This window comes from Marinobacter halodurans, assembly GCF_004327985.1.
GTDB classification, from domain to species: Bacteria; Pseudomonadota; Gammaproteobacteria; order Pseudomonadales; family Oleiphilaceae; genus Marinobacter_A; species Marinobacter_A halodurans.
The window spans coordinates 61,517-82,177 of record NZ_SJDL01000025.1; the positions used below are offsets into that span (position 1 = coordinate 61,517).

Below are 20,661 nucleotides of genomic sequence, written 5' to 3' on the forward strand. Positions count from 1 at the left end.
ACGGCAACTGCGCCACGACAAATCCCCTGAAGACGTCATCAAGGAAACAGCGGGAGCCCGCTCATGACGACTCAGACCTATGGGAAATATACGGTTGAACTGAGCCACCTGGATAAGATCCTGTTCCCGGATGACGGGTTCACCAAGGGGGATCTGGTGGGCTATTACGACAAGATAGCGGATGCCATGCTGCCCCATCTCCGGGATCGCCCGCTCACCCTGCACCGTTTTCCCGATGGCATTGATTCCAGCGGTTTCTTCCAACAATCCCGGGCCGACTATTTTCCCGACTGGCTGCCGGGTATGGCCATCGATCACGGCGGCGATACGGGCGTCGTCGAACATGTGATCGCCAACAATCGAGCCTCGCTTGTCTATCTTGCCAATCAGGGCGCTATAACGCTTCACCGCTGGCTCAGTCGACAGGCAGTCTCCGCCTGCCCGAACCTGATGATATTTGACCTGGACCCGCCCGAAGGGAACTTTGAGCTGGTCCGGGAGGGCACCGAGTGGATCGGCCAGGCGATGCGGGACCTGGGGGCAACACCTCACGTCATGACGACCGGATCAAAAGGCCTGCACGTGATTGCGCCGCTACGACCTGAAGCCTCATTTGACGAAGTGCGTGGATTGGCGCAGAAACTGGCGGATCGTCTTGCGGACCAACACCCGGAGAAACTGACGACGGAGCAACGGATCAACAAGCGTCGTGGCCGCCTGTACCTGGATGTGCTTCGCAACGCCTTTGGCCAGACAGCAGTGGCGCCCTATTCGGTCCGTGCAAAACCCGGCGCACCGGTGGCCACCCCGCTGGACTGGTCAGAGCTGGGCGACAGGAACCTTCATGCCCAGCGCTATAACCTGGGCAATATCCGGCAACGGCTGGCCAACAAGAGGGATCCCTGGACCGACCTGCATCGACATGCGGTTAAACCAGCAACGCTCGCAAGGGCGTTGGACAGGAGTGACTGAAACCAGGGCGCTGCCGGAGGACCAAGTCTCAAAAAAGCTCGCTGGACGCGTTCGCTTTTAGTGAGCTGCCTCCGTGCATCGCAGACTCATCGGACCCAGGGAAGTCCACGCTCAGCTGCATTTGCCGGTTATCGAAACACCTCACTACCCAACCAGCTTCGACACGTACGGCAAGTTCCGGAACCTGTTCTCCCAGGGCAACCCGTACCCGACAAGCAGGTCATCATTCGGCATCTCATACCCAAAGTGCTGCCGAACGGGGATCTCCACGCGACCGGGTTTAACAAGCAAGGTTGCAGTCGACAACGAGCGGGGGCGGTAATTTGTGGAGAGGTAGTGAACCAGCCGCTTCATGGTTCCGCCCGACTCGATGGCATCATCAACAACGATGACGTCCTTTCCCTCAACGTCGATGTTCCTGTGATAAACAATTTCAGACTCGTTGCTTCGCTTGCCCGGCTCATGGGGGCATGAAATATAATCAATACTGACTTCGAACTTCAGCAGCCTCGCGAGGTCGGCCGCGAAGAAAATCCCGCCAGGAACGACCACGATCAGCACGGCATCCGTGAATTGCTCATTGAGCTGGCTGGCAACGGCTTCCACCCCCTCCTGAATCGCCTGCGGCCCCAGAACCATCTCGCCGATGCATTTGTTGATCATGGCTTCCCGCTCCATTGATTGACTGATAACGAGGCTGAAGAAAACCCAAAGAGGGCTCACCATTCCACGGCCCGAAACCGGGCCATAACTGTTTTCTACAAGTTGGCGGTGAACTAGATAAACCGGTCCCGGTTTACTCGGAACGAATTTGATGCACTTGCTATGTTTTTAGTTGCTCGAAATACCAAGCGGCCTGGTCCCACTCAAGGTCTTGCTCCATGCGCCAATCAAAAGGCCGAGGATAGCGATGATAATCGGCTATGTACTGTAGATGTTGGTGGGCGATTTCTGGATCGTAAACCCTCCAGACCAAACGTCGTGTTTTGTTCCATGTTTCTCTGACCAGGAAGAGCGCATTTCCACCTGCCTTAATTTCCTCGTCCAATTGGTCGCAGAATGGATCGACAATGTCCCTCTCCTCCTCCGAGGGCATTCCGTTCTCGATCAGTTCCTCAAAGTCGATGATCACCGAAAGATGCCAGCCAAAGATATTTTTGTGCTGAAAGTCCTTGAGTGCGGAATTGAGCATGCCAATACAAGGCAAGCCATCCTCTTTCCACTCCATCAGCGTGTATGACTCCTCTGGAAGGACTATACGCACCTCGTTTTCTTTAAGAGACTCGTCCTTTTTTCTACCGAACAATTTCCCAAGCACGACTCGCCTCCCGGAACATAACGTCCCTCTGTAGTGGTCCAACGATTTGTCAGGCAAGAAGACGCAAATCCCTGGCCTACGCTCAGCATTTGTCTCACATTTTGGACGATCGGCCGTCTACGACGGTTGCGCCTTCAATCCGACCCTGCAGATCGCGAACCAACTCCTGTGCAGACTCCTCCTGTGCGCTTGCAGAGATAGCCCCCTGAGTTCGCACTACAAATTTGACCTCGCTACCCTGTTTACGTGTACCTCGAAATACGAGCCTCATGACTGGAAGCGAACCAAAACCGGGGTTAGTTCAGTCTGTCCCGGTTTCCGGCAGCCGTCAAAGGTCCCTGATCAGTTCACATACCGCACATGTTGACGCATCAGGTTGGGCCGATAGGGTGTCGTCAGGCTCCGTACTTTCGACATCATCTCGCTTTCTTTCTGCTTCCAGGTCTCGTCGTCCATATCCCGCCAATAGCGGGCCGGGCGCCCTGTTTGGTGATCATGTTCGGCAGTGACCGGGTCCTTGGGCCGGAACTCCTCCCACAACGGGATATCCGGCAGCGGGCGACTGGTATCCATGAAGTTCTGGAACATGTCCCACAGGGCGAAGCACTCCTCACCCGAGGTCTTCCCAATCAGGTTGCCAATGGGAAGCAGGATGGGACGGTAGCGGTGGACGAGGTAGAGGGTATGCACGACCTGGCCGGGCGGGATCATCTCGTTGGTGAGGTACGCGTCGAACTCATAGAAGGGTGCCTGCTCTTCTTCGGATGAGCCCTTCCTGTCGTGGTGATAGGCCGTTACGAGACCGGTACGGCGATTGAGTTCCCACTTGGGTCCTTTCCCCGGCTTGATAGACCATTTTGGAGCAAACCGGAATATGAAGCTGGGGATCACTCGGCAAGCAATCAGCGGCCCGTATATCCAGGCAACAACAGATATATAAGACACTGAAATATTGAGTGCTCCCATATTGTTTGGATTCTTGACTAACAAAGCCAAGTACGTGAGGGCAACTGGGAAGAAGATAAAAGCCATGGCATAAGGATTACCAAAGGCATTTATCAGAAACAGCAACTTGGTTCTGAAAGCCGGAGTGGCGTGCCTGTATCTTTCCTGATCGATCCGTTGGTGGAAATCGATATTTTCAAAGCCGGTAGGCTTTGACTCAATATCGCGCATCACCTTCGGGGAATAGTCATTTATATATTGATATGGAGCGACTTCTTCGGTTTGCCCCCAAGGCAGTCGCATGTCGAACTTTCGATTAAACCAAGATCGACCCGAGTCGGAAATCTGCCGCTTCTGCTCTGGGATTCGGTCTGAACGATAGGCTTGAGAGCCATAGTAATTTTCAGTCATGGCATTGACTTCCGACATCAGGCTGAACCGGGTTTGGCAAAGCCATTGACCCAGAAGAGTTGATCATCTTCGGTGAAATCCGGTTTGGTGAACCCGTCATTTTTCGGATCGTACCGGGTCGTGTCCTTCGGGGGTGGTGCCGGAAACGCAAACGGCTTTCCTTTCAGTGTTACCCGATACTGGGCCTTGGCCCGCCATTCATAGCGCAGCTCGTGCTCTCCAGCAGGCAAACGCGGGACGAGGCCAAGGTTCACGGCGGCTCTCGGAGACCTCAGGTCAGCTCACATACCGAACATGCTGACGCATCAGGTTGGGCCGATGGGGCGTGGTCAGGCTCCGTACCTTCGACATCATCTCACTTTCCTTCTGCTTCCAGGTCTCGTCGTCCATATCCCGCCAATAGCGGGCCGGGCGCCCTGTCTGGCGATCGTGTTCGGCGGTGATGGGATCCTTCGAGCGGAATTCCTCCCACAACGGGATATCCGGCAAGGGCCGACTGGTATCCATGAAGTTCTGGAACATGTCCCACAGGGCAAAGCATTCCTCGCCCGTGGTCTTCCCGATCAGGTTGCCAATGGGAAGCAGGATGGGACGGTAACGGTGGACCAGATAGAGCGTATGCACCACCTGGCCGGGTGGGATCATTTCGTTGGTGAGGTAGGCGTCGAACTCGTAGAAAGGTGCCTGTTCCTCTTCGGGTGAGCCCTTCTTGCTGTGTTGGTAGACCGTCACGAGACCGGTACGGCGGTTGAGTTCCCATTTGGGGCCTTTTCCCGGCTTGATGGACCATTTTGGGAAAAACCTAAACATCAAATTTGGCAAAGCCCAACAGCCAATAAGCGGTGCATAAATGTATCCTGCAAAGGGTAGAAAACTGGATAGATGCTCCAGAAACCCCATTTCTCCCGGACGAGAACTAAAATCGACTGCATAAACCAAAAGCATAGGTAAGGCTATAAAAGCCATTAAATATGGGCTTCCCAAACCTCCGAGCAAAAACAACAGTTTGGTTCTTAATGCTGGAGTGGCGTGTCGGTATCTTTCCTGATCGATCCGTTGGTGAAAGTCGATATTTTCAAAGCCAGTCGGCTTTGACTCAATGTCTCGCATCATCTTCGGAGAATAATCATCCATATATTGATATGGAGCGACTTCTTCGGTTTGCCCCCAAGGCAGTCGCATGTCGAATTTCCGGTTAAACCAAGATCTGCCTGGGTCAGAAACTTGTCGCTTCTGCTCCGGAATCCGGTCCGAGCGATAGGCCTGGGGTCCATAGTAATTTTCGGTCATTGTTTCAGCTTCCGACATCAGACTGAACCGGGTTTGGCAAAGCCATTAACCCAGAAGAGTTGATCATCGTCGGTGAAATCCGGCGTGGTGAACTCGTCATTTTTCGGATCATACCGAGTCGTATCCTTCGGAGGTGGTGCCGGAAAGGCAAACGGCTTTCCTTTCAGCGTTACCCGATACTGAGCTTTGGCCTGCCATTCATAGCGTAACTCCTGCCTGCCGACCGGCAGGCCCGGATCAGCTCACATACCGAACATGCTGGCGCATCAGGTTGGGCCGATAGGGTGTCGTCAGACTCCGTACCTTCGACATCATCTCGCTTTCTTTCTGCTTCCAGGTTTCGTCGTCCATATCCCGCCAATAGCGGGCCGGGCGCCCTGTCTGGCGATCGTGTTCGGCGGTGATGGGATCCTTCGAGCGGAATTCCTCCCACAACGGGATATCCGGCAACGGCCGGCTGGTGTCCATGAAGTTTTGGAACATGTCCCACAGGGCGAAGCACTCCTCACCCGTGGTCTTCCCGATCAGGTTGCCAATGGGAAGCAGGATGGGACGGTAACGGTGGACGAGGTAGAGGGTATGCACGACCTGGCCGGGCGGGATCATCTCGTTGGTGAGGTACGCGTCGAACTCATAGAACGGTGCCTGCTCTTCTTCGGATGAGCCCTTCCTATCGTGGTAGACCGTTACAAGACCGGTACGGCGGTTGAGTTCCCATTTGGGACCTTTGGAAGGCTTTATGACCCATTGGGGGAAAAAGACGAAGGGCGCCTTGCCCACGCACCATACTCCCAATGGAATCCCAAAAAAATAGCGAACTGAGCCCAATAACTCGTAGCCAAAATCCTCTAAAGACATGCCCGCTGGCACGTGCCACAAAGCGATGAAAGACGTCACTAAGAATAGCGGAAACATCAGTAAGAAGGTGGCTTTACCGAAAATGCTAAGAATATTGAAAAAATTAGTCCTAAAAGCGGGCGTTGAATGACGATACTTTTCATGGTCAATTCGCTGATGGAAATCAATATTTTCAAAGCCACTCGGCTTTGATTCGATTTTTCTTAACACTTCCGGCCGGAAACGTTTTCGAAATGAGAGAGGTGCAACTTCCTCAGTTCGTCCCCACGGCAGTCGCATGTCGAACTTTCGGTTAAACCAAGACCTACCGGGATCTGCAACTTGGCGCTTTTGTTCCGGAACTCGGTCCGAGCGATAGGCTTGGGGGCCGTAATAGTTTTCAGTCATTGTCTACTCATCCGACATCAGGCTGAACCGGGCTTGGCAAAGCCATTGACCCAGAAGAGTTGATCATCGTCGGTGAAATCCGGCGTGGTGAACTCGTCATTTTTCGGATCATACCGAGTTGTGTCCTTCGGAGGTGGTGCCGGAAAGGCAAACGGCTTTCCTTTCAGCGTTACCCGATACTGAGCTTTGGCCTGCCATTCATAGCGTAACTCCTGCCTGCCGACCGGCAGGCCAAGGAAAGTCCGGGACTCTCGATGCGAGTCCGGCCTTCGAACCAGCATCACGTAACCGGTTGCCGTGGGCTGCTGCAAGATAATGTGGTCCTGCTCCTCGCCATCCGGAACCGGCTTCGATGAAACGAGGCCGTAATCCCGACCCAGGTTGAACACCTTACATAATAATTGGGCTTTGCAGAGCGCCTGTATCCCTTCTGGGGCACTTAGTAGCCCCGGCAGGTTACTATCAACACGGATAATATGAGTGGCCTCATGAATCGCTTCGAGATCCGCGGCATTGAGCGATTTGATGGCCGCCTGCTGAGCTGGTGCGGTTAGCGGTATCGACCGATACACCAAGCGCAGGTTCATCAACTGGCCCAAGAGCCGATAGTAGGCCTCAGCGGCGTTATCGTCTCCTTGCAAATGGGGCAAACCATCGTGATCGCCGAAGGGACCGTTGCGGAGCCAGTTCTCGATAGGCTCGTCTTGCAACACCCATATCAACGCTGTACCTCCGAGCAACAAGCCCAGGCCAATCCAGCCTAGGGGACCCATCCCTAAAAGGGTGGCCTGAGCGGGAATGATGGCAGCCATGGTCATGACAACACCGCTAGCTGAAGTGACACCGTAGCCCCAGACAGCTGGGTCACCGGTATCGAGAGCGTAAAGGGTATCCGAGAAGCTAATGCCAGTTACTGCAACCCCACCAATAGCACCAAGTAGCATTCGGGAGGTTATCACTCCGACTCCCAAAGACTCCGCAATGGCCTTAGCAACAGCGCCGTCAAACTCATAGTTCAAGAACGCTGAAGCTTTTTGTTTAATCGCATCACTGGCAAAGCGCTCAGTCAGTAGAATCGTGGCAATCGATGCACCGTATACACCGCTTCCTGCTCCCGACAAAGCACGAATAGTCCCCCGCTCTCGGTAAGTACTGGAAAGGGAAGCGAACGCATTCCAAACATTAACCGCCTCAACCCCCAATACCACCATCGGCAGTACCGGCGTATTCAACAACCGGTAAAGCCGACTGTTCTCAGCCTGGTCCAGTTGTGCACGGTTGTCCTCAATGGCCTGTTCCGTGGCCTTGATGGCGGCGGCTACTGAGGTGGCGCGGGCGCCCAGGCTTTCCAGTTCGTCGGTCATGCCGTTAAAGCGCCGCTGGGCGGCTTCCAGCCTTTCCTGGGCACTGGCCGTATTGGTCGCACTCTGTTCGACAGCCTTCCGGGCCAGGATCAGTTCGTTCTGGGCCTGACTCAGGCGGCTGAGCGCCTGGGTGGCCGGGCGGTCCCGTTCCAGGACCCAAGCCAGCATCTTCTTCGCCCTGGCCTTCGATGGCATTACCCGCTCGCCCTCCGCGGAAAGGTCTTCCAGGCCCAGTACGTACTTGCCCTGTTCGATAGCGTCGCTCAGGGGCATCAGCCGCAATCCCGGCAGCAGGGTCGGCATGGACTGGCGGATGGCTTCCAGTGGATGGCTCATCATGGCCAGGCGGCGGGCCATGAAGCGTTGATTCAGTGCTTCCTGGGCCTGGCCGAGGCGGACTTCAGCTTCCGCCCGCGTTCGCTCCAGTTGCCGGTGGGCTTCCCGGGACGCCTTCATGACAGCCCGATACTCTTCCCGGCCTGCCTTCAGCGCCGCCTGGGCCTTCTGTTCGTAGCGCCGGGTCAGCTCGGCCTGCTGCCGGTTAAGCTGACGGTACTCAGCCCGAAGCTGCTTGAGCTCGCCGTCGTTGTTCTCCAGGGCAGTCAGGGCGCTACGAATGGCACTGTGCAGCTCGTTGTGGGCGGCGTTGAGGGCCTTGGTGCCCTGGGCCATGCCGGCAAACAACAGGTGGGTCAGGCCACCGGCCTGGATCTCCGCAGCCAACCGGAAGCCTTCCAGCGTCTGGATATCGGACAGGTCCTCCGGCAGGCTAAGGGTTTCCAGCCGGGCCAGCGCCGGCCCCCGGAACACCCCATCGCCGGGATTGTCCGGCGGTGACTGGGGCGGCTCATAGGCTGCGTGCTGCCCAGATACATCGGCCTGGGGCCAGAGCATGCGGGCCAGGGATACCACGCCCTGGCTCTGGCTGACGGCTTCGTGTTCGGTGCACAGGCTGCGCAGCCATTGTTTGCCCTCGGAGTCGCCGCCGGGCAGTCCCTGCTGGGGGTGCAGCGGATCCTGCTTGATCGAGGGTTCCATCACCAGACTGACCAACCGCCCGGCAAACCGGAAGGCCGCGGCGTAGTCAAAACCCTCGCTACTGAACAGGTCGCCCAACACCTGCTGATAGGGTTGCCGGCGCAGGCAGAGCAACAATTCATCCTGGGCCTTGTCCAGATACTCCCGCCCCAGCTCCCGCTCCTGGGTCATCAGCGTCCGCTCGATGCGTTCTCGACCGGATGACGGCAAGGCCTGGGCATAGTGATGAAGCGGGTTGCTCTCACCATCGAACTGCGACGGAAGGATCAACTGATTCACCAACTGGGCACTCTCCAGTTGCGGGTGCCGCCGGGCCCGCTCACTACACAGGGCCAGCAATTCCCGGGCGGTTTCCACGCGGTGTGCCTGATGGCGGATTTCGTAGAGACGGTCGTCGACCTTCAGGCCGCAGACCCCGCGCTTGCGCAAGGGCTCGATGACATCGGCAGCGGCCGGTTGGTCTTTCCAGTCCTCCGCCGAGAAAAACCGTGTTTTCTGCGGCTCGCCGCCCTTGTCGACCGTCTGCTGGATACTGAGGGCGAGCGCCCCGGGTTCCGGCTTTTCATAATCCAGCAACGGCTCGGTTCGTTCGCCGGCCTCATACAGCCGGAACAGATCCCTTGCCATGTCATAGGCCTTGCCCGGATAGGTCCCAGCCACGTCTTCCAGGAAAAACCAGGGACGTTCAAACTGCCACTCCACGGCCGGCTGACGCGGGCGCTGGGGCGCCACCTTGTCGAGATAGAACACCGGTCGGTCGCTGGGGCCGACATCGAACATGGCCCCATCCGCAGGCGCTGTATGGGGCATCAGCCGGCTGATTTGCTGGCAACGATGGTAGCGAAGGCTGAAATCGGTTTGCAGCCGGTTGATCCGAGCCGCCGGCAAGGGGGACTCGGAAAAGGCCACCTCCAGTTCGAGGTCCGTACTATCCAGCCGCATCGGTACCCAGACATCCGTCAGGGGCTTGCCCACAGGAATGCGCCTGTCTTCGGTCACTCGGCCGTCGGCGTCCCGGTAGTCGTCCAGGCGGACATCCTGGAAGTGGAGCTTGCCCTCCTCCCAGGTGATGCGCAGCTCCCGCCAGAGTCTGGTATCCCGGAACACGTAGAAGTAACCGGGCCTGGCCAGCACCGGCCAAGTGGGCGAAGCCGGCGGCGGGCGACCGATATCGCGACCCAGCACCCAGTCGAAAGGCACCACCGGCAGGACGATGTGCTGCTGACCGGACTTGCTTTCCTGCCACTGGCTCTCCTCGGCCGTCTCCAACAGCGGCAGTTGGATGGCCTGCCCATCCTCAGTGTCCACTTCAAGCATCAACCGGCTGTCGGGCTGCCCCTGCCATGGCCAGATGTGAAGCGTCGACGAGCGATTGTTCAGCCCAGTGTGCTTACGCTCGCCATCGGGATAGCGGGGGTTCTCGCTCTCTGCGCCTTCTGGCCCGGCCTTTTCATAGACGACAAGCTTCTGGTGCGGGCCGTGGTCCTCACCGTGAACTTCGACGATGAAGTCGTGCCACATGCAGGGCGGGTAGTGGGGGAAATTGCTGAGGACACTTTGTTGTTCCCGGGAAGGCGATGCGCCATTCGCCGACGGGTTGGACTGCGCCATCCGTGGATACTCCTTGTGCTGACACTCTGAGAACTTGAACGAGAGCGTCCTGCTCCCGGTTATTGCGTGAGCGAATCCTAGCGCATCGGTTGAACAACGTCATCCGATGGCTTTACGTGGGCAAGGTCGGGCCGGCTCCAGATCAGGATTCATGTCTACAAGTTGATAGCGATGTCCATAAATTTGCCCTGGATTTTGGGAATCGGATGCTATGCATGGTTGCAAGCAACGGTCCCAAAGCCAAAACTGAAGTGACCTTAGTATAAGGCAAAAAATGCACGACCTAACCCCTACCCTGCGCCCGCGCTATGCTCTTCAACGACTAACCGAAGAACATAGCGGGCCTGAGGCCAAAACGCTCGGACAATCTCTCAATGGCCTGACGACTCAAGACCCTTTTCCCATTAAGAACCTTGGAAACCATTGTCTTATCGCCAATTTCAGGCAAATCACTACCAGTAAGGCGGTGCTGGCTCATCAGTGTGCGAAGCAGCGCTATATCGACCGGAATCGAATCAGCTTCGTCAACAAATGCGGCCAACTGCTGATCCTGAGACTCATAGCGCTCAATCGCATGGCTTAGCATGTCAATCAGAGGATTAAGTGGATCATCTACCGTATCGTTAGCAGACTCCAATACCTGCTCCAGCGTCTCAAGCGCTGCTTCATACTGCTTATCAGTCTCAATATTGATCAATGGCTGAGCAGTAGCCATAAACGCCTGGTATGCGTCGACGATTGCTAACTGTGTCATGATTCACCTCTTGCCCTGTGCCTTCCGGTACTTGTCCGTCAGCTTGTCATAATCCGCATGGCTAACAATGTGCTTGATATACATGCGTTTATTTACAAACTGAATGAATGCAAGAACACGAAGATTGTTGCCGCCAACGTCCAGCACCCACCATTTGTCTTTGTACTTAAAATTGTCCAGCGATGGGAACACCGCCTTCAACTCCTCCGGCGTCTGAAAGTCCGTCCTGTTCAGGACTCGATACGTCTCCAAGAGCGCATCTCGATCATTCGGATACTTTTGAGCTGCATCGTTGAAAGGCTTCTTCGAAATAACATTCATAAACCATCCCTAGTTGACTACCAGGCAACCATATACCAAAAGTTGACTTCTGGTCAACAATGAAATAGATGCGTTCTCCACCAATACCTCAATGAGGCAGAACTTGGCGGGAAAAGGCCTGGTGACAGCCTGATGTGCGCATGAAGGGGTCATTGAGGCCCGAAACCAGGCAGAATGGACGGCGAGGCCTCACCCAGCTTCCGGGAGATTGGTGGGAGCTCCGATCAATGGCAAACGGTCTAAGCTGAGCTTGTGCTGAGCGTTTAGGCAACGCCGGGGTCTTGCCTTTTGCTGTCAATGTATCGCAAGGGCAAAACGCAAGACCTGACACCGAGGTCTCCTCAAAGGTCTCCTCAATGTAGTAGACGTCGCCGTGCCTGGCCTTGTTAGGGCCTTTGAATCGGGATAGCATAATCATATCGCCACTCGCGGAGGCATCATGACGACCGAAACATTAGACCACCTGCGCTCCCAGATTTCGACTCTCTCAGAGTCGGAACGTGCAGCGCTGGCTCGCGAGCTCATAATGAGCCTGGACGGCCCCCGTGACGACTCTGTCGAGCAGGCTTGGAACGATGAAATCGTTCGCCGCGTATCCAAGGTCAAAAGCGGAAAGGCCACGCTGCTCAGTCGTGAAGAATTCCGATCAAAGATGCGAGCGAGGTTAGGCCAGTAACAGTGCGAACGGTAAGGATACTGGAAGAAGCCTCGCAGGAAGCGATAGAGGCAGCAGCATGGTACGAATATGAGCAGGCTGGACTCGGACCCGAGTTTTTCGCTGCCGCTGATGCCGCCATCGACGTTATTGAAGAAAACATCACCCCCTTATCACCTCTTCCCGATGAAGCTGGCGATACCGGTGCAAAACGCCTTATTCTGGAACGCTTCCCCTACGATATAGTTGCGATTGAGTTGCCGGAAGAAACGGTCGTAATCGCCATTGCCCACCACTCTCGCAAGCCCGGCTATTGGCTGGGACGTGGTAAGCCCTAACGAGGCTGTAGAAAAACCCGATTCTGAGCCGTTCCCACTGCCTGATTTCTAATTTTATCGTTGCGACCATTAACTGGCCGATAATTCCGATTCCGCTATTGGGCCGTCAGTTTCGGCCCTTTGGCGGCGTGATGCCGGTATTATTGGCGCCCAATAGCCATACTTCCCGCCTTCCGCCACCGGCATCACGCCGCCAACCGCCCGTAATTCGCCAGCTTCTCAATATTGTGCACCAGGCAGTATAGCTGCCACTGACCCTGCACCTTTTTCTTGCCTCGCAGACTAAAACGGTTCAGCCGTTTATTCGTGCCGATGTTGCCGAACACCGGTTCCAGGTAATCCCCCCATTTTTTGCCTAAAATAAATCTGTCCCGGTTTTTGGGTAGAAAACACCTGCTGCAACGCATTGCGGGCTACCCTTCGTTCCTTTCCGAGGGTGAATAGCTCAAGCATTCGGCGTGAATCAATGGCGTCCGTTTTGGCCGGCGCGGGAAAGATCTCTTTATACCGCGCCAACTTCAGGTTGTTGACGTTAAACAGCTCCCAGCCGTGCGCCAGGGTTTGGCTATCGAGCGGCCGGGCCCAACCGTTGTATCCCTCCATGGCCACTTGCACGACCTGTCCTGGCGCGCCGCGATGCCGTTCAATCCGGGTAAAGAAAGAAGAGAATCCGGATGGGCTGTGGTCGATCCTGAACTCGTCGATCAAGCGGCCGTCGGCATCGCCCACGGCGACTTGATGGAACCGGCTACCAACATCGACTGCAACCAAGAGCGGGGACGTCATGAGGGGCCTCCAAGGCAGACAAGCGCATGAAGTCATCTGGCGTCTCGTCTACCTCTTAGCCATCACCGTGAAGGCGGGCACCATCCTCGTTGGACGTTCCAGATGATGCAGGGGCAGCGGAGGCGGCATTTCAGAGTCGAGCGATGCCACGGAGGATCGCGGACCCCATGAGCCACACCTCCGCCACCGGTACTAGTCTAGAACAGAACGCATCCACTGATCTGCTAAATTCAAAGGTAGACACCGAGGTCTCTCATTGGCAGAGCGAAGTGGTGACAAGGCTGTCCGGTGTAGGGCCTTCAGGCCCGGAACGAACTGGAACTATTGGTTAGGAAGCCGTAGCGTTCCATTGCCAACCAAACAGACTTTACCCCTTATGGTCACGTTTAGTTCAGAGTCTCCCTGAACAGTCGCATAAAGCTCGCTTGGCCTATGAAGAAATCGTCCCTGTGCCAAAACAAGGGTATCACTTACGGGTGCGCGCCCATGTGTAACCAAATATACCGCTGCCGGCCCTGCTGCGCTGCCAGTTGCGATGTCCTCGACACTACCTTCATTATCCCAAGTACGTCCTTCGAGTTCATTTACGTCCAAAACGTAAACAAATTTGGCACCCACTGTCGCTAGCAATGCCTCAAAGTCAGAAACAACGATCCGTGCGTGTTCAAGGTTGGAACTTATAGGCACGATTAGGTAAGGAAGTCCCGTTGAAACCACCTGTAGCGGAAGCTTTGGAGCCAGATCAGTGATTGAAAGATTCAGCGCCTCCAAAATGATTTCATTTTTTTCCGCTGGAATCGGGGGATCAATGGCTGCAATTCCTTGATCCATTTCTGCGACATAGGAATCACCGTGACGACGGCTAGTCAAGTTGATGCTTCGGTCATGAATTACAAACTCAAGGCGAACCTCATCTTGCCCCCAGAAGAACTCAGAATGGAGCGTCGCTGCTGCCCCGATGACTGGGTGCCCTGCGAAGGAAAGCTCCTCTTCCATTGTAAAAATCCGAGCATTGAATTTTGATGATTGGTCGGTCCGCTGCAGGAAAATGGTTTCGAACTGGCGCATTTCCTGAGTAATGCTCTGCATGACATGTTTCGGCAGATCGTCATCAAGCAAGAAAACACTCAATCCATTGCCTGACAATGGCTGGTTAGCGAATACATCAACGAGCCAAAAGGGGAGTGTTCGTAGAGACATTGTGATTTCCTAACGCTAAGGAAGGTCTGAATAACCGTGGTTTTTTTGCTGGTCTTGGTTGAATCCACGGGCCAAAGGCAAGACTTGACCCCGGACTTTGCACTGACATTCTGGGAGTCTGAACGGGAGCATCCTGCTCCCGGTTATTGCGTGAGCGAATCCTAGCGCATCGGTTGAACAACGTCATCCGATGGCTTTACGTGGGCAAGGCCGGGCCGTCTCCAGATCAGGATTCATAAACCCAACAGGTAATGATAAAAACTTGCCGCGGGCTCATGCACCAACGAAGCCGCATCCTCGCCTTCGTTGCGTTCCAGATACCGCTTGACCAGCGCATAGCCGAGGCTATAACCGGCCCATTGAGGAAGACCTCCTTGGCCAAAAAACCACGCCTCGTGCCGGTAAGACGGGGCGGACCACTCTTGTGCCGCCTGATTCGCGCAGGCCGCCATCTCGGTCGCGCTTAATGCAGACTCCCATGGTTCAGGCGTATTACCGTAGAGAAGTCTACAGAAATGGCCGGCTAATCCCTCCGATACCAAGGCCTCGCCCAGCGTCCTCCCATATCCGGGACCTTGCCAGCGCACAACGTGGTGGAGCTCATGTGCCACCATCCGTTCGAACGGCTCCCCCATGTTGCTTTCGAAGTGGATGTTCTCCGGATCCAGGGTGAGTTGCATCATGGTGCCTGTCGGGGCATAGCCAACAAAGCCCATACAATCGATGACCTGCCCCGGCCAGACCTGCACCACCACATCCAGACTGATGGCAGGCAAAACCAGCTCCGCCCGACGGCGCGCTTCCGTGATCCCCTCATCGATGCGGGTAATCCACCCATCCAACTGTCCACAAGCATTGGCACAATGCACAACCCACTGTGTCATGCTGACGCCCCCTCGAGCGGAAACTCCGAAGCCAACAGGGAATAGAAGGCATGGTCAACGTACTTTCCGTACAGATACTCCCGTTCGCGAAGTACCCCTTCGAACCTGAATCCCAAACGCTCGGGAATGGCTCGACTCCTGGTGTTGTTCGAGGCACACGCGATTTCAATTCGGTTCAAATCGTATCTCTGGAAGCCTACCCCGACCAGAGTGCGTACCGTTGACGTCATAATGCCAAGTCCGGAATAAGCCTCACCCAACCAGTACCCGATCCCGCCGATCCTGTTTGTCACATCAAGCGGATGAAACCCGCACACCCCTGCCAGGACGGCGCTGTAGTAAATCGCATACTGCGGCCCCTTGCCCGACTCATACTGTCTGATCGCGGACGCTATGAAGGCTTCGGAGTCCGCCGGGGAGCGGTTCGCATCAACCCAGGGCAGCCACTCACGCAAGTGAGCACGGTTCGTGTCGATCAATTCGAAAAGCTCGTCCCTGTGATCCGGATTGAGCAACTGCAACTCAATGGCGTGGTCTATAACCAACGATCCCTCCAATCGTTTCAAATCACGGCGCGTGTTCGTGAGCGTGCAATGCGCGGCTTGTCAGTCGGTACACCAAACGGGACAAAGCCAACAATCCATCCGGCAACACACGCCACGAGTAACAGCGCAGATTTCCGCTGGACCGTTTTGGCACCGCGTTAACTCTCGGCTCGATATCAACTCAGAAGCCAGATATGGCTCCGGCAGGATGTCACAGTAGGCCTGCTGCCATACATGAACCGGTGATTCGGAAACCTCAATGATGAGATGTATTCAAAGGGCTGTGGCCCCATAAACAGACTCTCTACTCAGCCACCGGCCATCACAAGCCAGTATCCTGTCGACAGAGTGATCCCAATGCCCAAAGCGGCCAACGAGGCAACCCCGAGTATTGCGAACCATTCAAAACCGACTGCCCAATAGATGGCCAACTTCTCACGAAAAAATAGCAATCTCATACTTTGTCCAAGAGAATTTAATAAATCTGCCCAGGATTTCCATGATCATTCCGAGGACAATTGATAAAAATTAAAGCGCTACGACCCCATTGATTCGGCATTTTTGTTAGGGCCATAGAGCCTCAGTTAATGCACTGAAAATACAAAAATAGACCTGCGCCCCGCGCTCCGTGACCAGCTTCTCGCGATTCCAGTTTCTCGCCTTACCGATCAGTCAGGGCGAGCTGAACGCCCAGGCCCGCGAACGCTGCCGCGAAGCCCCGTCGTAACCAACCCTGAACCCTGGGTGACTCAATGACGACGGTCCGGAAAGCATGGGCGAGCTGCCCATAGATCGCGAAAACAACAAAGGTCATCGCCATGAAAACGCCACTCAGGCCCAGCAACTGAGCCAACGGCGACAGGGAATCCGCCGCAACGAACTGGGGCAGGAAGGCCAGGAAAAAGATCGTCAGCTTGGGGTTGAGGATATTCAGCAGGAACGCCCTGAGCACCAGAGATGCCACACCACCCTTGCGCCGCACGTCTTGAACGGAGAAAGCGCTTCGATCGCGCCACGTCGCAATCGCCAGGTAAAGGAGATAGGCAACCCCGGCATACTTGAGCATCTGAAACGCGACCGCGCTGGTATGCATGACGGCCGCCAACCCCAAGATAGTGGCCAGCAAATGCGGGACAATGCCCAGGGTGCATCCTAGAGAGGCAAACAGGCTTGCACGACGCCCATGCATCAAGCCAGAGGAAACGGTGAAAATGACACCGGTGCCTGGAATCAGTACGACAACCAGAGAGGTCAGCAGAAACTCAGCGGAGAACATCTGCGATGGCTCCTATATCGGGCTTAAACATGAAGACTCCCCACAAAATGGGCTGCCTGGGCCAGCCAAAATGAACGATCCGCAGCCCAACGGCTACCCCACTTCAAACCAGAACTCAATCTCATCCGTCTCCTGATCAAACTCCGCCGCATGCTCAACCCCGGCGGGCACGTGGTACCAGTCGCCGACGCCATAACGTTCCGTCCGGCCCTCGATGGACAACTTGAGCTCACCGCGGATGATACGCCGTGGTTGTCCGTGTCGTGGGTATGGGGTGGGATTCGGGTTCCGGCAGGGTATGACGCAAACAGAACGTCGGCGCCTTTGGCCGCCAGGCGGTAGGCATCAAAGCGCCCGTCAAAGAGTGGCAGCGTGCGAATTTTATCCGGGTATTTCCCTGGCATCTCTCACCTTCCATGTAGAGTCGATATTCCAATCAGTGGCCGCGAGACAGTCTGTTCCTGACAGATTGACAGCGACCTCAATACATTAGCCTCAATTCTTAGACTATCCAGGACTGAAGCGTGATCATTCCGAAGCGAATTAATCAAAATTAAAGCGCTACGACCCCTTTAATTCTCGTTATATGCAGGTCTATCGTTCAGCACGTTCTCTCCAAAGAGCATTTAGCCTGTCCTTGTTTTTTAGATATATTTTCGAAGGAATGACAGGAGTTCCCTCGATAATCGAATTGTAATCGCACATATATATAAGTATGTCCTCTTTTATATCTCCGCTCTGAATAATACTGTTAAGTCTCTCCTCTATTGAGTCGACTGCATTGGATGAAGAGGTCAACTTTATTGACTTAGAAAAAAGACTGCCCGTAATTAACCACATTAATACGAGGCACAATATCTGGCCAACAGTTTTACCAAGCTCAGAAGAATCAAAAAACGTTATTAAAAAGAGGGAAAAAACCGATATTGCTAACACGAAAGAAAAAATGAGCCATGTTTTCTTGGCATACTCTCTAAGAAGAGATTTCGACCAAAATGCACTCTCTTCTATAATCTCGGCTAATTTTTGATTTCCATATTCCGACTCTGATTTGAAATACTCTTCATCTTCCCATTGTTTGGCACTATCACTGCTTGCTTTAAAACACAAAATTAAGTCACTGTAGGACTTGGCACTTAACTGTATACCTAAGCCATTTCTGATGACAATTGCCCGCCGCGCACGCTCCGCAGTGTTATGAGAGGTTTTCGATTCCTCGGAAATATATAACCAAGCGAGAGCTAGTAAGATGCTCACAATCGATAGGGAATGAACAATATTAATTTCTTGAATCACTAGGCATAAAATCGACACAAGAACAATGACAACCTGAACCCTACCCGCCCAGATTTGAAGCTTTTCAGCTCTTTGAAATTCAGACCTTTGTAGTCCTAGTAATTTAACATCATCCATAAGCAGGGAACTTGTCTCCAAATATTTGGCGCCATATAGCTATTGCACCTTCGTGGTCATTGTCATCACCATAAGTTTTAGCCCAGGCAGACCTAGCTTTGTCTCGTGCGGTTTCTAGCCGCTTTTTGGTTTCAGATCTTGTCAAATAGGTTAAATAGTCATCGGCAAAGGCGCCTTCATACCAAAGGGGGCCATCTACTAAATTAGCCGCCTCTTCAAAAAATTTAAAAATGTCCCATGAAATATCATTCATCGAAGAACCAAATATTCTTAAGGCCATTGCCTCAATATGATAAGACTGCAAATAAGAACTGTGTGTCCGATTCCAATGCTTGATCATAGTAATGGATTTTCTGAAATTCGAGCCGCACGTTCCTGCCCTCGATGTCATATTGGCTGTATGATTCTTTGGTTTGCTTGTAACCCATTGCTCTGTATTCATATCAGGTATGGAATATGAAATAACAATCCCGCCATCATTAACAACTCGACTACACGGCACTATGTCAACGTTAGGCCAAGTTTTATAATAGAGAGTTACGGCCTGCCCATTCTTTCTGACATTAGTTCTATATTCAGATAGCGTATCTCTTACTTCTTGCAACACTTCAGAAGGTTTCTTGTCCTTTATATGCTTCGTATAATGGAGCGCTACCATTACATCCAAATCAGCATGATCTTTTAAAGCTGTATACCGAGGGATGGAGCCAGACGAAAAAGACTCTATAACATGAAGCTTCTTCTTTAGCTTGCTTACAATATCATCTCTACGGCGATTAGCTGTATCTCGGTGATCGCCAGATAGATTTATATTTTGATAAAAAGTGTCAAATGAGACTGCAACAGTGTACGGCACTCTTTATTCCTTTCTTGAGCATATAACGAGGCTGTAGGAAAACCCTCGCCCCTTTTTAAGATGGCGCTCCTACGTAAAATCTGGGTGTATTTTCGATATTGAGTGCCCCAGATTTTAAGAATAGGCGCTATTTTTAGTTTGTTTCTTGACCAATTTCGGGTCAAAAAAATCTCCTGACCTTTCTCTACAGCCTCAACGCCTGGGCTCAGCGGCCGATTTGTAGGCGCACAGCGCCGGAAAAGCGGTCCGCTGCAGCCCTTGTTAAGCATCCGATGCTCGGATTACGTCATTGAATTCCATCGGAAACCTTTCAAGTGTTTCAGGCAACCGATCACTAAAAAAGAAGCGCCTTCTAAAGAACTCAAAATCATCCTCTGGTTTGGACAACTCTTCTTTTACTCTTTTGCGAGCGTATTTTATTCCTCGACTTTTGACCTCTGGGTTCTGGAGGACTCGGCTGACCAAAAGCTCGACTCTCGCCTTCTTGCCTTTACCCCTACAATACATCCAATAATAATTGTGGAAACTAGCTTCGAATAATGCTCGGGCACCAATGAACCCGAATCTTGGTTCACTATCACCAATGTCTTTATTCAGCGCTTCCATCGCTTTGTCACCGTCTTTGGTCTCAAAGAAAGCCGAATAAAAATCTCGAAAGCGCCTTTCTAAGTCGCCCGCCTTTATTTCCTCCTGAACGCCAATGACGCCAAAAAATGGGGCCCCATCCATTTGTGTGGCAGTGCTAATCAGGTTCGCTCCATCACACGCCCCAACGAGTTATCGTCAAATCTGGTGTATGAACATCAGGCAGCGTTCCTGTCTGATTGTTGCTCAACCGCTTCTCCGTCCCGGAACTCGACGTTGTTAACGACCAGTTCCAGAAGCTGAAATCCTTTGATGCGTTTCCACCGTTTCTGGGCGGACTCCATCAACTTGAATACCATCGCCAAGGTGGTGTCTCTGGACCCGCAGCCCCGACTTTTCTTCGTCCTCAGCCGTACCGTGGCAAAGGTTGATTCGATCGGGTTGGTGGTGCGCAAGTGAATCCAGTGCGCCGCCGGAAAATCATAGAAGGCCAGCAGCTCATCCCGGTCTTTCTCAAGGTTGTCCATCGCCCTCGGGTACTTGTCCCGGAACCGCTTCAACGTGCTGTCAAAGGCGCTATGGGCGTTGTCTCGCGTTTCTGCCAGGTAGATCTCGTGCAGTGCCGACTTCACCTTCGGTTGCACTGACTTGGGCAGCTTGTCCAGCACATTGGCGGTCTTGTGGACCCAGCAGCGCTGATGCCGGGTCTCCGGGAAAACCTTGGTCAGTGCCTTCCAGAAGCCCAGCGCACCGTCGCCCACAGCCAGCTTCGGGTGCAGATCCAAATGTCGGCTTTTCAGGCCCTGGAGTAACTCCAGCCAACTGGCTTCGGACTCCCGGTGGCCGTCCTCGAC

At 53.9% G+C, this 20,661-nt stretch carries 22 protein-coding genes and 1 pseudogene; 3 read left to right on the forward strand and 20 right to left on the reverse strand.

Translation table 11 applies throughout. The features are described from left to right. Positions 1-63: 63 nt before the first annotated feature. Positions 64-972 (forward strand): non-homologous end-joining DNA ligase, encoded by a 909-nt coding sequence (ligD, locus tag EZI54_RS15315; RefSeq protein WP_131482758.1) that lies wholly within the window; start codon positions 64-66, stop codon positions 970-972. Positions 973-1,116: 144 nt separating this feature from the next. On the opposite strand, the gene EZI54_RS15320 is transcribed toward ligD, so the two are convergent. The 9 genes from EZI54_RS15320 to EZI54_RS15360 form a co-directional block, all read right to left on the reverse strand. Then, positions 1,117-1,635: a phosphoribosyltransferase gene (locus tag EZI54_RS15320; protein ID WP_131482759.1), complete on the reverse strand. Its 519-nt coding sequence runs from the start codon at positions 1,633-1,635 to the stop codon at positions 1,117-1,119. A 160-nt stretch (positions 1,636-1,795) separates the two neighbouring features. Then, a complete protein-coding gene (locus tag EZI54_RS15325) occupies positions 1,796-2,200 on the reverse strand; it encodes a DUF695 domain-containing protein (protein ID WP_207389234.1) in 405 nt (134 codons plus the stop codon). A gap of 432 nt (positions 2,201-2,632) precedes the next feature. Next, positions 2,633-3,646 (reverse strand): hypothetical protein, encoded by a 1,014-nt coding sequence (locus EZI54_RS15330; RefSeq protein ID WP_131482761.1) that lies wholly within the window; start codon positions 3,644-3,646, stop codon positions 2,633-2,635. Between the two features lie 17 nt (positions 3,647-3,663). Further along, positions 3,664-3,900, reverse strand: a complete 237-nt coding sequence (locus EZI54_RS15335; protein ID WP_131482762.1) for a hypothetical protein — start codon at positions 3,898-3,900, stop codon at positions 3,664-3,666. 22 nt (positions 3,901-3,922) lie between these two features. After that, the gene (locus tag EZI54_RS15340) at positions 3,923-4,936 is read right to left on the reverse strand and encodes a hypothetical protein (protein ID WP_131482763.1); all 1,014 of its coding nucleotides are present in this window, start codon (positions 4,934-4,936) and stop codon (positions 3,923-3,925) included. A 237-nt stretch (positions 4,937-5,173) separates the two neighbouring features. Then, positions 5,174-6,181, reverse strand: a complete 1,008-nt coding sequence (locus EZI54_RS15345) for a hypothetical protein (protein WP_131482764.1) — start codon at positions 6,179-6,181, stop codon at positions 5,174-5,176. Positions 6,182-6,198: 17 nt separating this feature from the next. Next, a complete protein-coding gene (locus tag EZI54_RS15350; protein ID WP_242674488.1) occupies positions 6,199-10,194 on the reverse strand; it encodes an ABC transporter permease in 3,996 nt (1,331 codons plus the stop codon). A gap of 322 nt (positions 10,195-10,516) precedes the next feature. Continuing rightward, entirely contained in the window at positions 10,517-10,948 is a 432-nt protein-coding gene (locus tag EZI54_RS15355; RefSeq protein ID WP_131482765.1) for a helix-turn-helix domain-containing protein, read from the reverse strand. Between the two features lie 3 nt (positions 10,949-10,951). Next, positions 10,952-11,269: a type II toxin-antitoxin system HigB family toxin gene (locus tag EZI54_RS15360; protein WP_131482766.1), complete on the reverse strand. Its 318-nt coding sequence runs from the start codon at positions 11,267-11,269 to the stop codon at positions 10,952-10,954. Positions 11,270-11,708: 439 nt separating this feature from the next. Here EZI54_RS15360 and EZI54_RS15365 point away from each other — a divergent pair, with 439 nt between their 5' ends. Together EZI54_RS15365 and EZI54_RS15370 are read left to right on the forward strand one after the other, a co-directional pair. Continuing rightward, positions 11,709-11,945 carry an addiction module protein gene (locus EZI54_RS15365; RefSeq protein ID WP_131482767.1) on the forward strand — a complete coding sequence of 79 codons (237 nt, stop codon included), beginning with the start codon at positions 11,709-11,711 and terminating at the stop codon, positions 11,943-11,945. A gap of 2 nt (positions 11,946-11,947) precedes the next feature. Continuing rightward, positions 11,948-12,262: a hypothetical protein gene (locus EZI54_RS15370; RefSeq protein WP_131482768.1), complete on the forward strand. Its 315-nt coding sequence runs from the start codon at positions 11,948-11,950 to the stop codon at positions 12,260-12,262. A 185-nt stretch (positions 12,263-12,447) separates the two neighbouring features. Here EZI54_RS15370 and EZI54_RS15375 read toward each other — a convergent pair. The 11 genes and pseudogenes from EZI54_RS15375 to EZI54_RS15425 form a co-directional block, all read right to left on the reverse strand. Further along, positions 12,448-12,597, reverse strand: a pseudogene (locus EZI54_RS15375) (transposase); the annotation flags it as partial. Then, positions 12,563-13,084, reverse strand: a complete 522-nt coding sequence (locus tag EZI54_RS15380; RefSeq protein WP_341352858.1) for an IS110 family transposase — start codon at positions 13,082-13,084, stop codon at positions 12,563-12,565. The pseudogene EZI54_RS15375 and the gene EZI54_RS15380, both read right to left, overlap by 35 nt. Positions 13,085-13,369: 285 nt before the next feature. Beyond that, on the reverse strand, positions 13,370-14,248 hold the full coding sequence (locus tag EZI54_RS15385; protein WP_131482769.1) for a PhzF family phenazine biosynthesis protein: 879 nt from the start codon (positions 14,246-14,248) through the stop codon (positions 13,370-13,372). A 233-nt stretch (positions 14,249-14,481) separates the two neighbouring features. Continuing rightward, the gene (locus EZI54_RS15390; RefSeq protein WP_131482770.1) at positions 14,482-15,132 is read right to left on the reverse strand and encodes a DUF2268 domain-containing putative Zn-dependent protease; all 651 of its coding nucleotides are present in this window, start codon (positions 15,130-15,132) and stop codon (positions 14,482-14,484) included. Continuing rightward, a complete protein-coding gene (locus EZI54_RS15395; RefSeq protein WP_207389236.1) occupies positions 15,129-15,677 on the reverse strand; it encodes a GNAT family N-acetyltransferase in 549 nt (182 codons plus the stop codon). Before EZI54_RS15395 ends, EZI54_RS15390 begins: the two co-directional genes overlap by 4 nt. Positions 15,678-16,338: 661 nt before the next feature. Further along, on the reverse strand, positions 16,339-16,953 hold the full coding sequence (locus EZI54_RS15400) for a LysE family translocator (protein ID WP_131482771.1): 615 nt from the start codon (positions 16,951-16,953) through the stop codon (positions 16,339-16,341). 93 nt (positions 16,954-17,046) lie between these two features. Next, complete coding sequence (locus tag EZI54_RS25460) at positions 17,047-17,175, reverse strand: cupin domain-containing protein (protein WP_423227004.1); 129 nt, start codon at positions 17,173-17,175, stop codon at positions 17,047-17,049. 372 nt (positions 17,176-17,547) lie between these two features. Further along, a complete protein-coding gene (locus EZI54_RS15410) occupies positions 17,548-18,366 on the reverse strand; it encodes a hypothetical protein (protein ID WP_131482772.1) in 819 nt (272 codons plus the stop codon). Next, complete coding sequence (locus EZI54_RS15415; protein ID WP_131482773.1) at positions 18,359-19,222, reverse strand: nucleotidyltransferase domain-containing protein; 864 nt, start codon at positions 19,220-19,222, stop codon at positions 18,359-18,361. Before EZI54_RS15415 ends, EZI54_RS15410 begins: the two co-directional genes overlap by 8 nt. A gap of 261 nt (positions 19,223-19,483) precedes the next feature. After that, the gene (locus tag EZI54_RS15420; protein ID WP_131482774.1) at positions 19,484-19,951 is read right to left on the reverse strand and encodes a hypothetical protein; all 468 of its coding nucleotides are present in this window, start codon (positions 19,949-19,951) and stop codon (positions 19,484-19,486) included. A 74-nt stretch (positions 19,952-20,025) separates the two neighbouring features. Beyond that, a partial coding sequence (locus EZI54_RS15425) for an IS256 family transposase (protein ID WP_131482775.1) occupies positions 20,026-20,661 on the reverse strand: 636 nt, incomplete at its 5' end.

Excerpts from the sequence above, each read along its gene's own strand:
- ligD (WP_131482758.1), top strand. The coding sequence starts at position 64 with ATGACGACTCAGACCTATGGGAAATATACGGTTGAACTGAGCCACCTG.
- EZI54_RS15320 (WP_131482759.1), bottom strand. The coding sequence starts at position 1,635 with ATGATCAACAAATGCATCGGCGAGATGGTTCTGGGGCCGCAGGCGATT.
- EZI54_RS15325 (WP_207389234.1), bottom strand. The coding sequence starts at position 2,200 with ATGGAGTGGAAAGAGGATGGCTTGCCTTGTATTGGCATGCTCAATTCC.
- EZI54_RS15330 (WP_131482761.1), bottom strand. The coding sequence starts at position 3,646 with ATGACTGAAAATTACTATGGCTCTCAAGCCTATCGTTCAGACCGAATC.
- EZI54_RS15340 (WP_131482763.1), bottom strand. The coding sequence starts at position 4,936 with ATGACCGAAAATTACTATGGACCCCAGGCCTATCGCTCGGACCGGATT.
- EZI54_RS15345 (WP_131482764.1), bottom strand. The coding sequence starts at position 6,181 with ATGACTGAAAACTATTACGGCCCCCAAGCCTATCGCTCGGACCGAGTT.
- EZI54_RS15350 (WP_242674488.1), bottom strand. The coding sequence starts at position 10,194 with ATGGCGCAGTCCAACCCGTCGGCGAATGGCGCATCGCCTTCCCGGGAA.
- EZI54_RS15355 (WP_131482765.1), bottom strand. The coding sequence starts at position 10,948 with ATGACACAGTTAGCAATCGTCGACGCATACCAGGCGTTTATGGCTACT.
- EZI54_RS15360 (WP_131482766.1), bottom strand. The coding sequence starts at position 11,269 with ATGAATGTTATTTCGAAGAAGCCTTTCAACGATGCAGCTCAAAAGTAT.
- EZI54_RS15365 (WP_131482767.1), top strand. The coding sequence starts at position 11,709 with ATGACGACCGAAACATTAGACCACCTGCGCTCCCAGATTTCGACTCTC.
- EZI54_RS15380 (WP_341352858.1), bottom strand. The coding sequence starts at position 13,084 with ATGACTTCATGCGCTTGTCTGCCTTGGAGGCCCCTCATGACGTCCCCG.
- EZI54_RS15385 (WP_131482769.1), bottom strand. The coding sequence starts at position 14,248 with ATGTCTCTACGAACACTCCCCTTTTGGCTCGTTGATGTATTCGCTAAC.
- EZI54_RS15390 (WP_131482770.1), bottom strand. The coding sequence starts at position 15,132 with ATGACACAGTGGGTTGTGCATTGTGCCAATGCTTGTGGACAGTTGGAT.
- EZI54_RS15400 (WP_131482771.1), bottom strand. The coding sequence starts at position 16,953 with ATGTTCTCCGCTGAGTTTCTGCTGACCTCTCTGGTTGTCGTACTGATT.
- EZI54_RS15410 (WP_131482772.1), bottom strand. The coding sequence starts at position 18,366 with ATGGATGATGTTAAATTACTAGGACTACAAAGGTCTGAATTTCAAAGA.
- EZI54_RS15420 (WP_131482774.1), bottom strand. The coding sequence starts at position 19,951 with ATGGATGGGGCCCCATTTTTTGGCGTCATTGGCGTTCAGGAGGAAATA.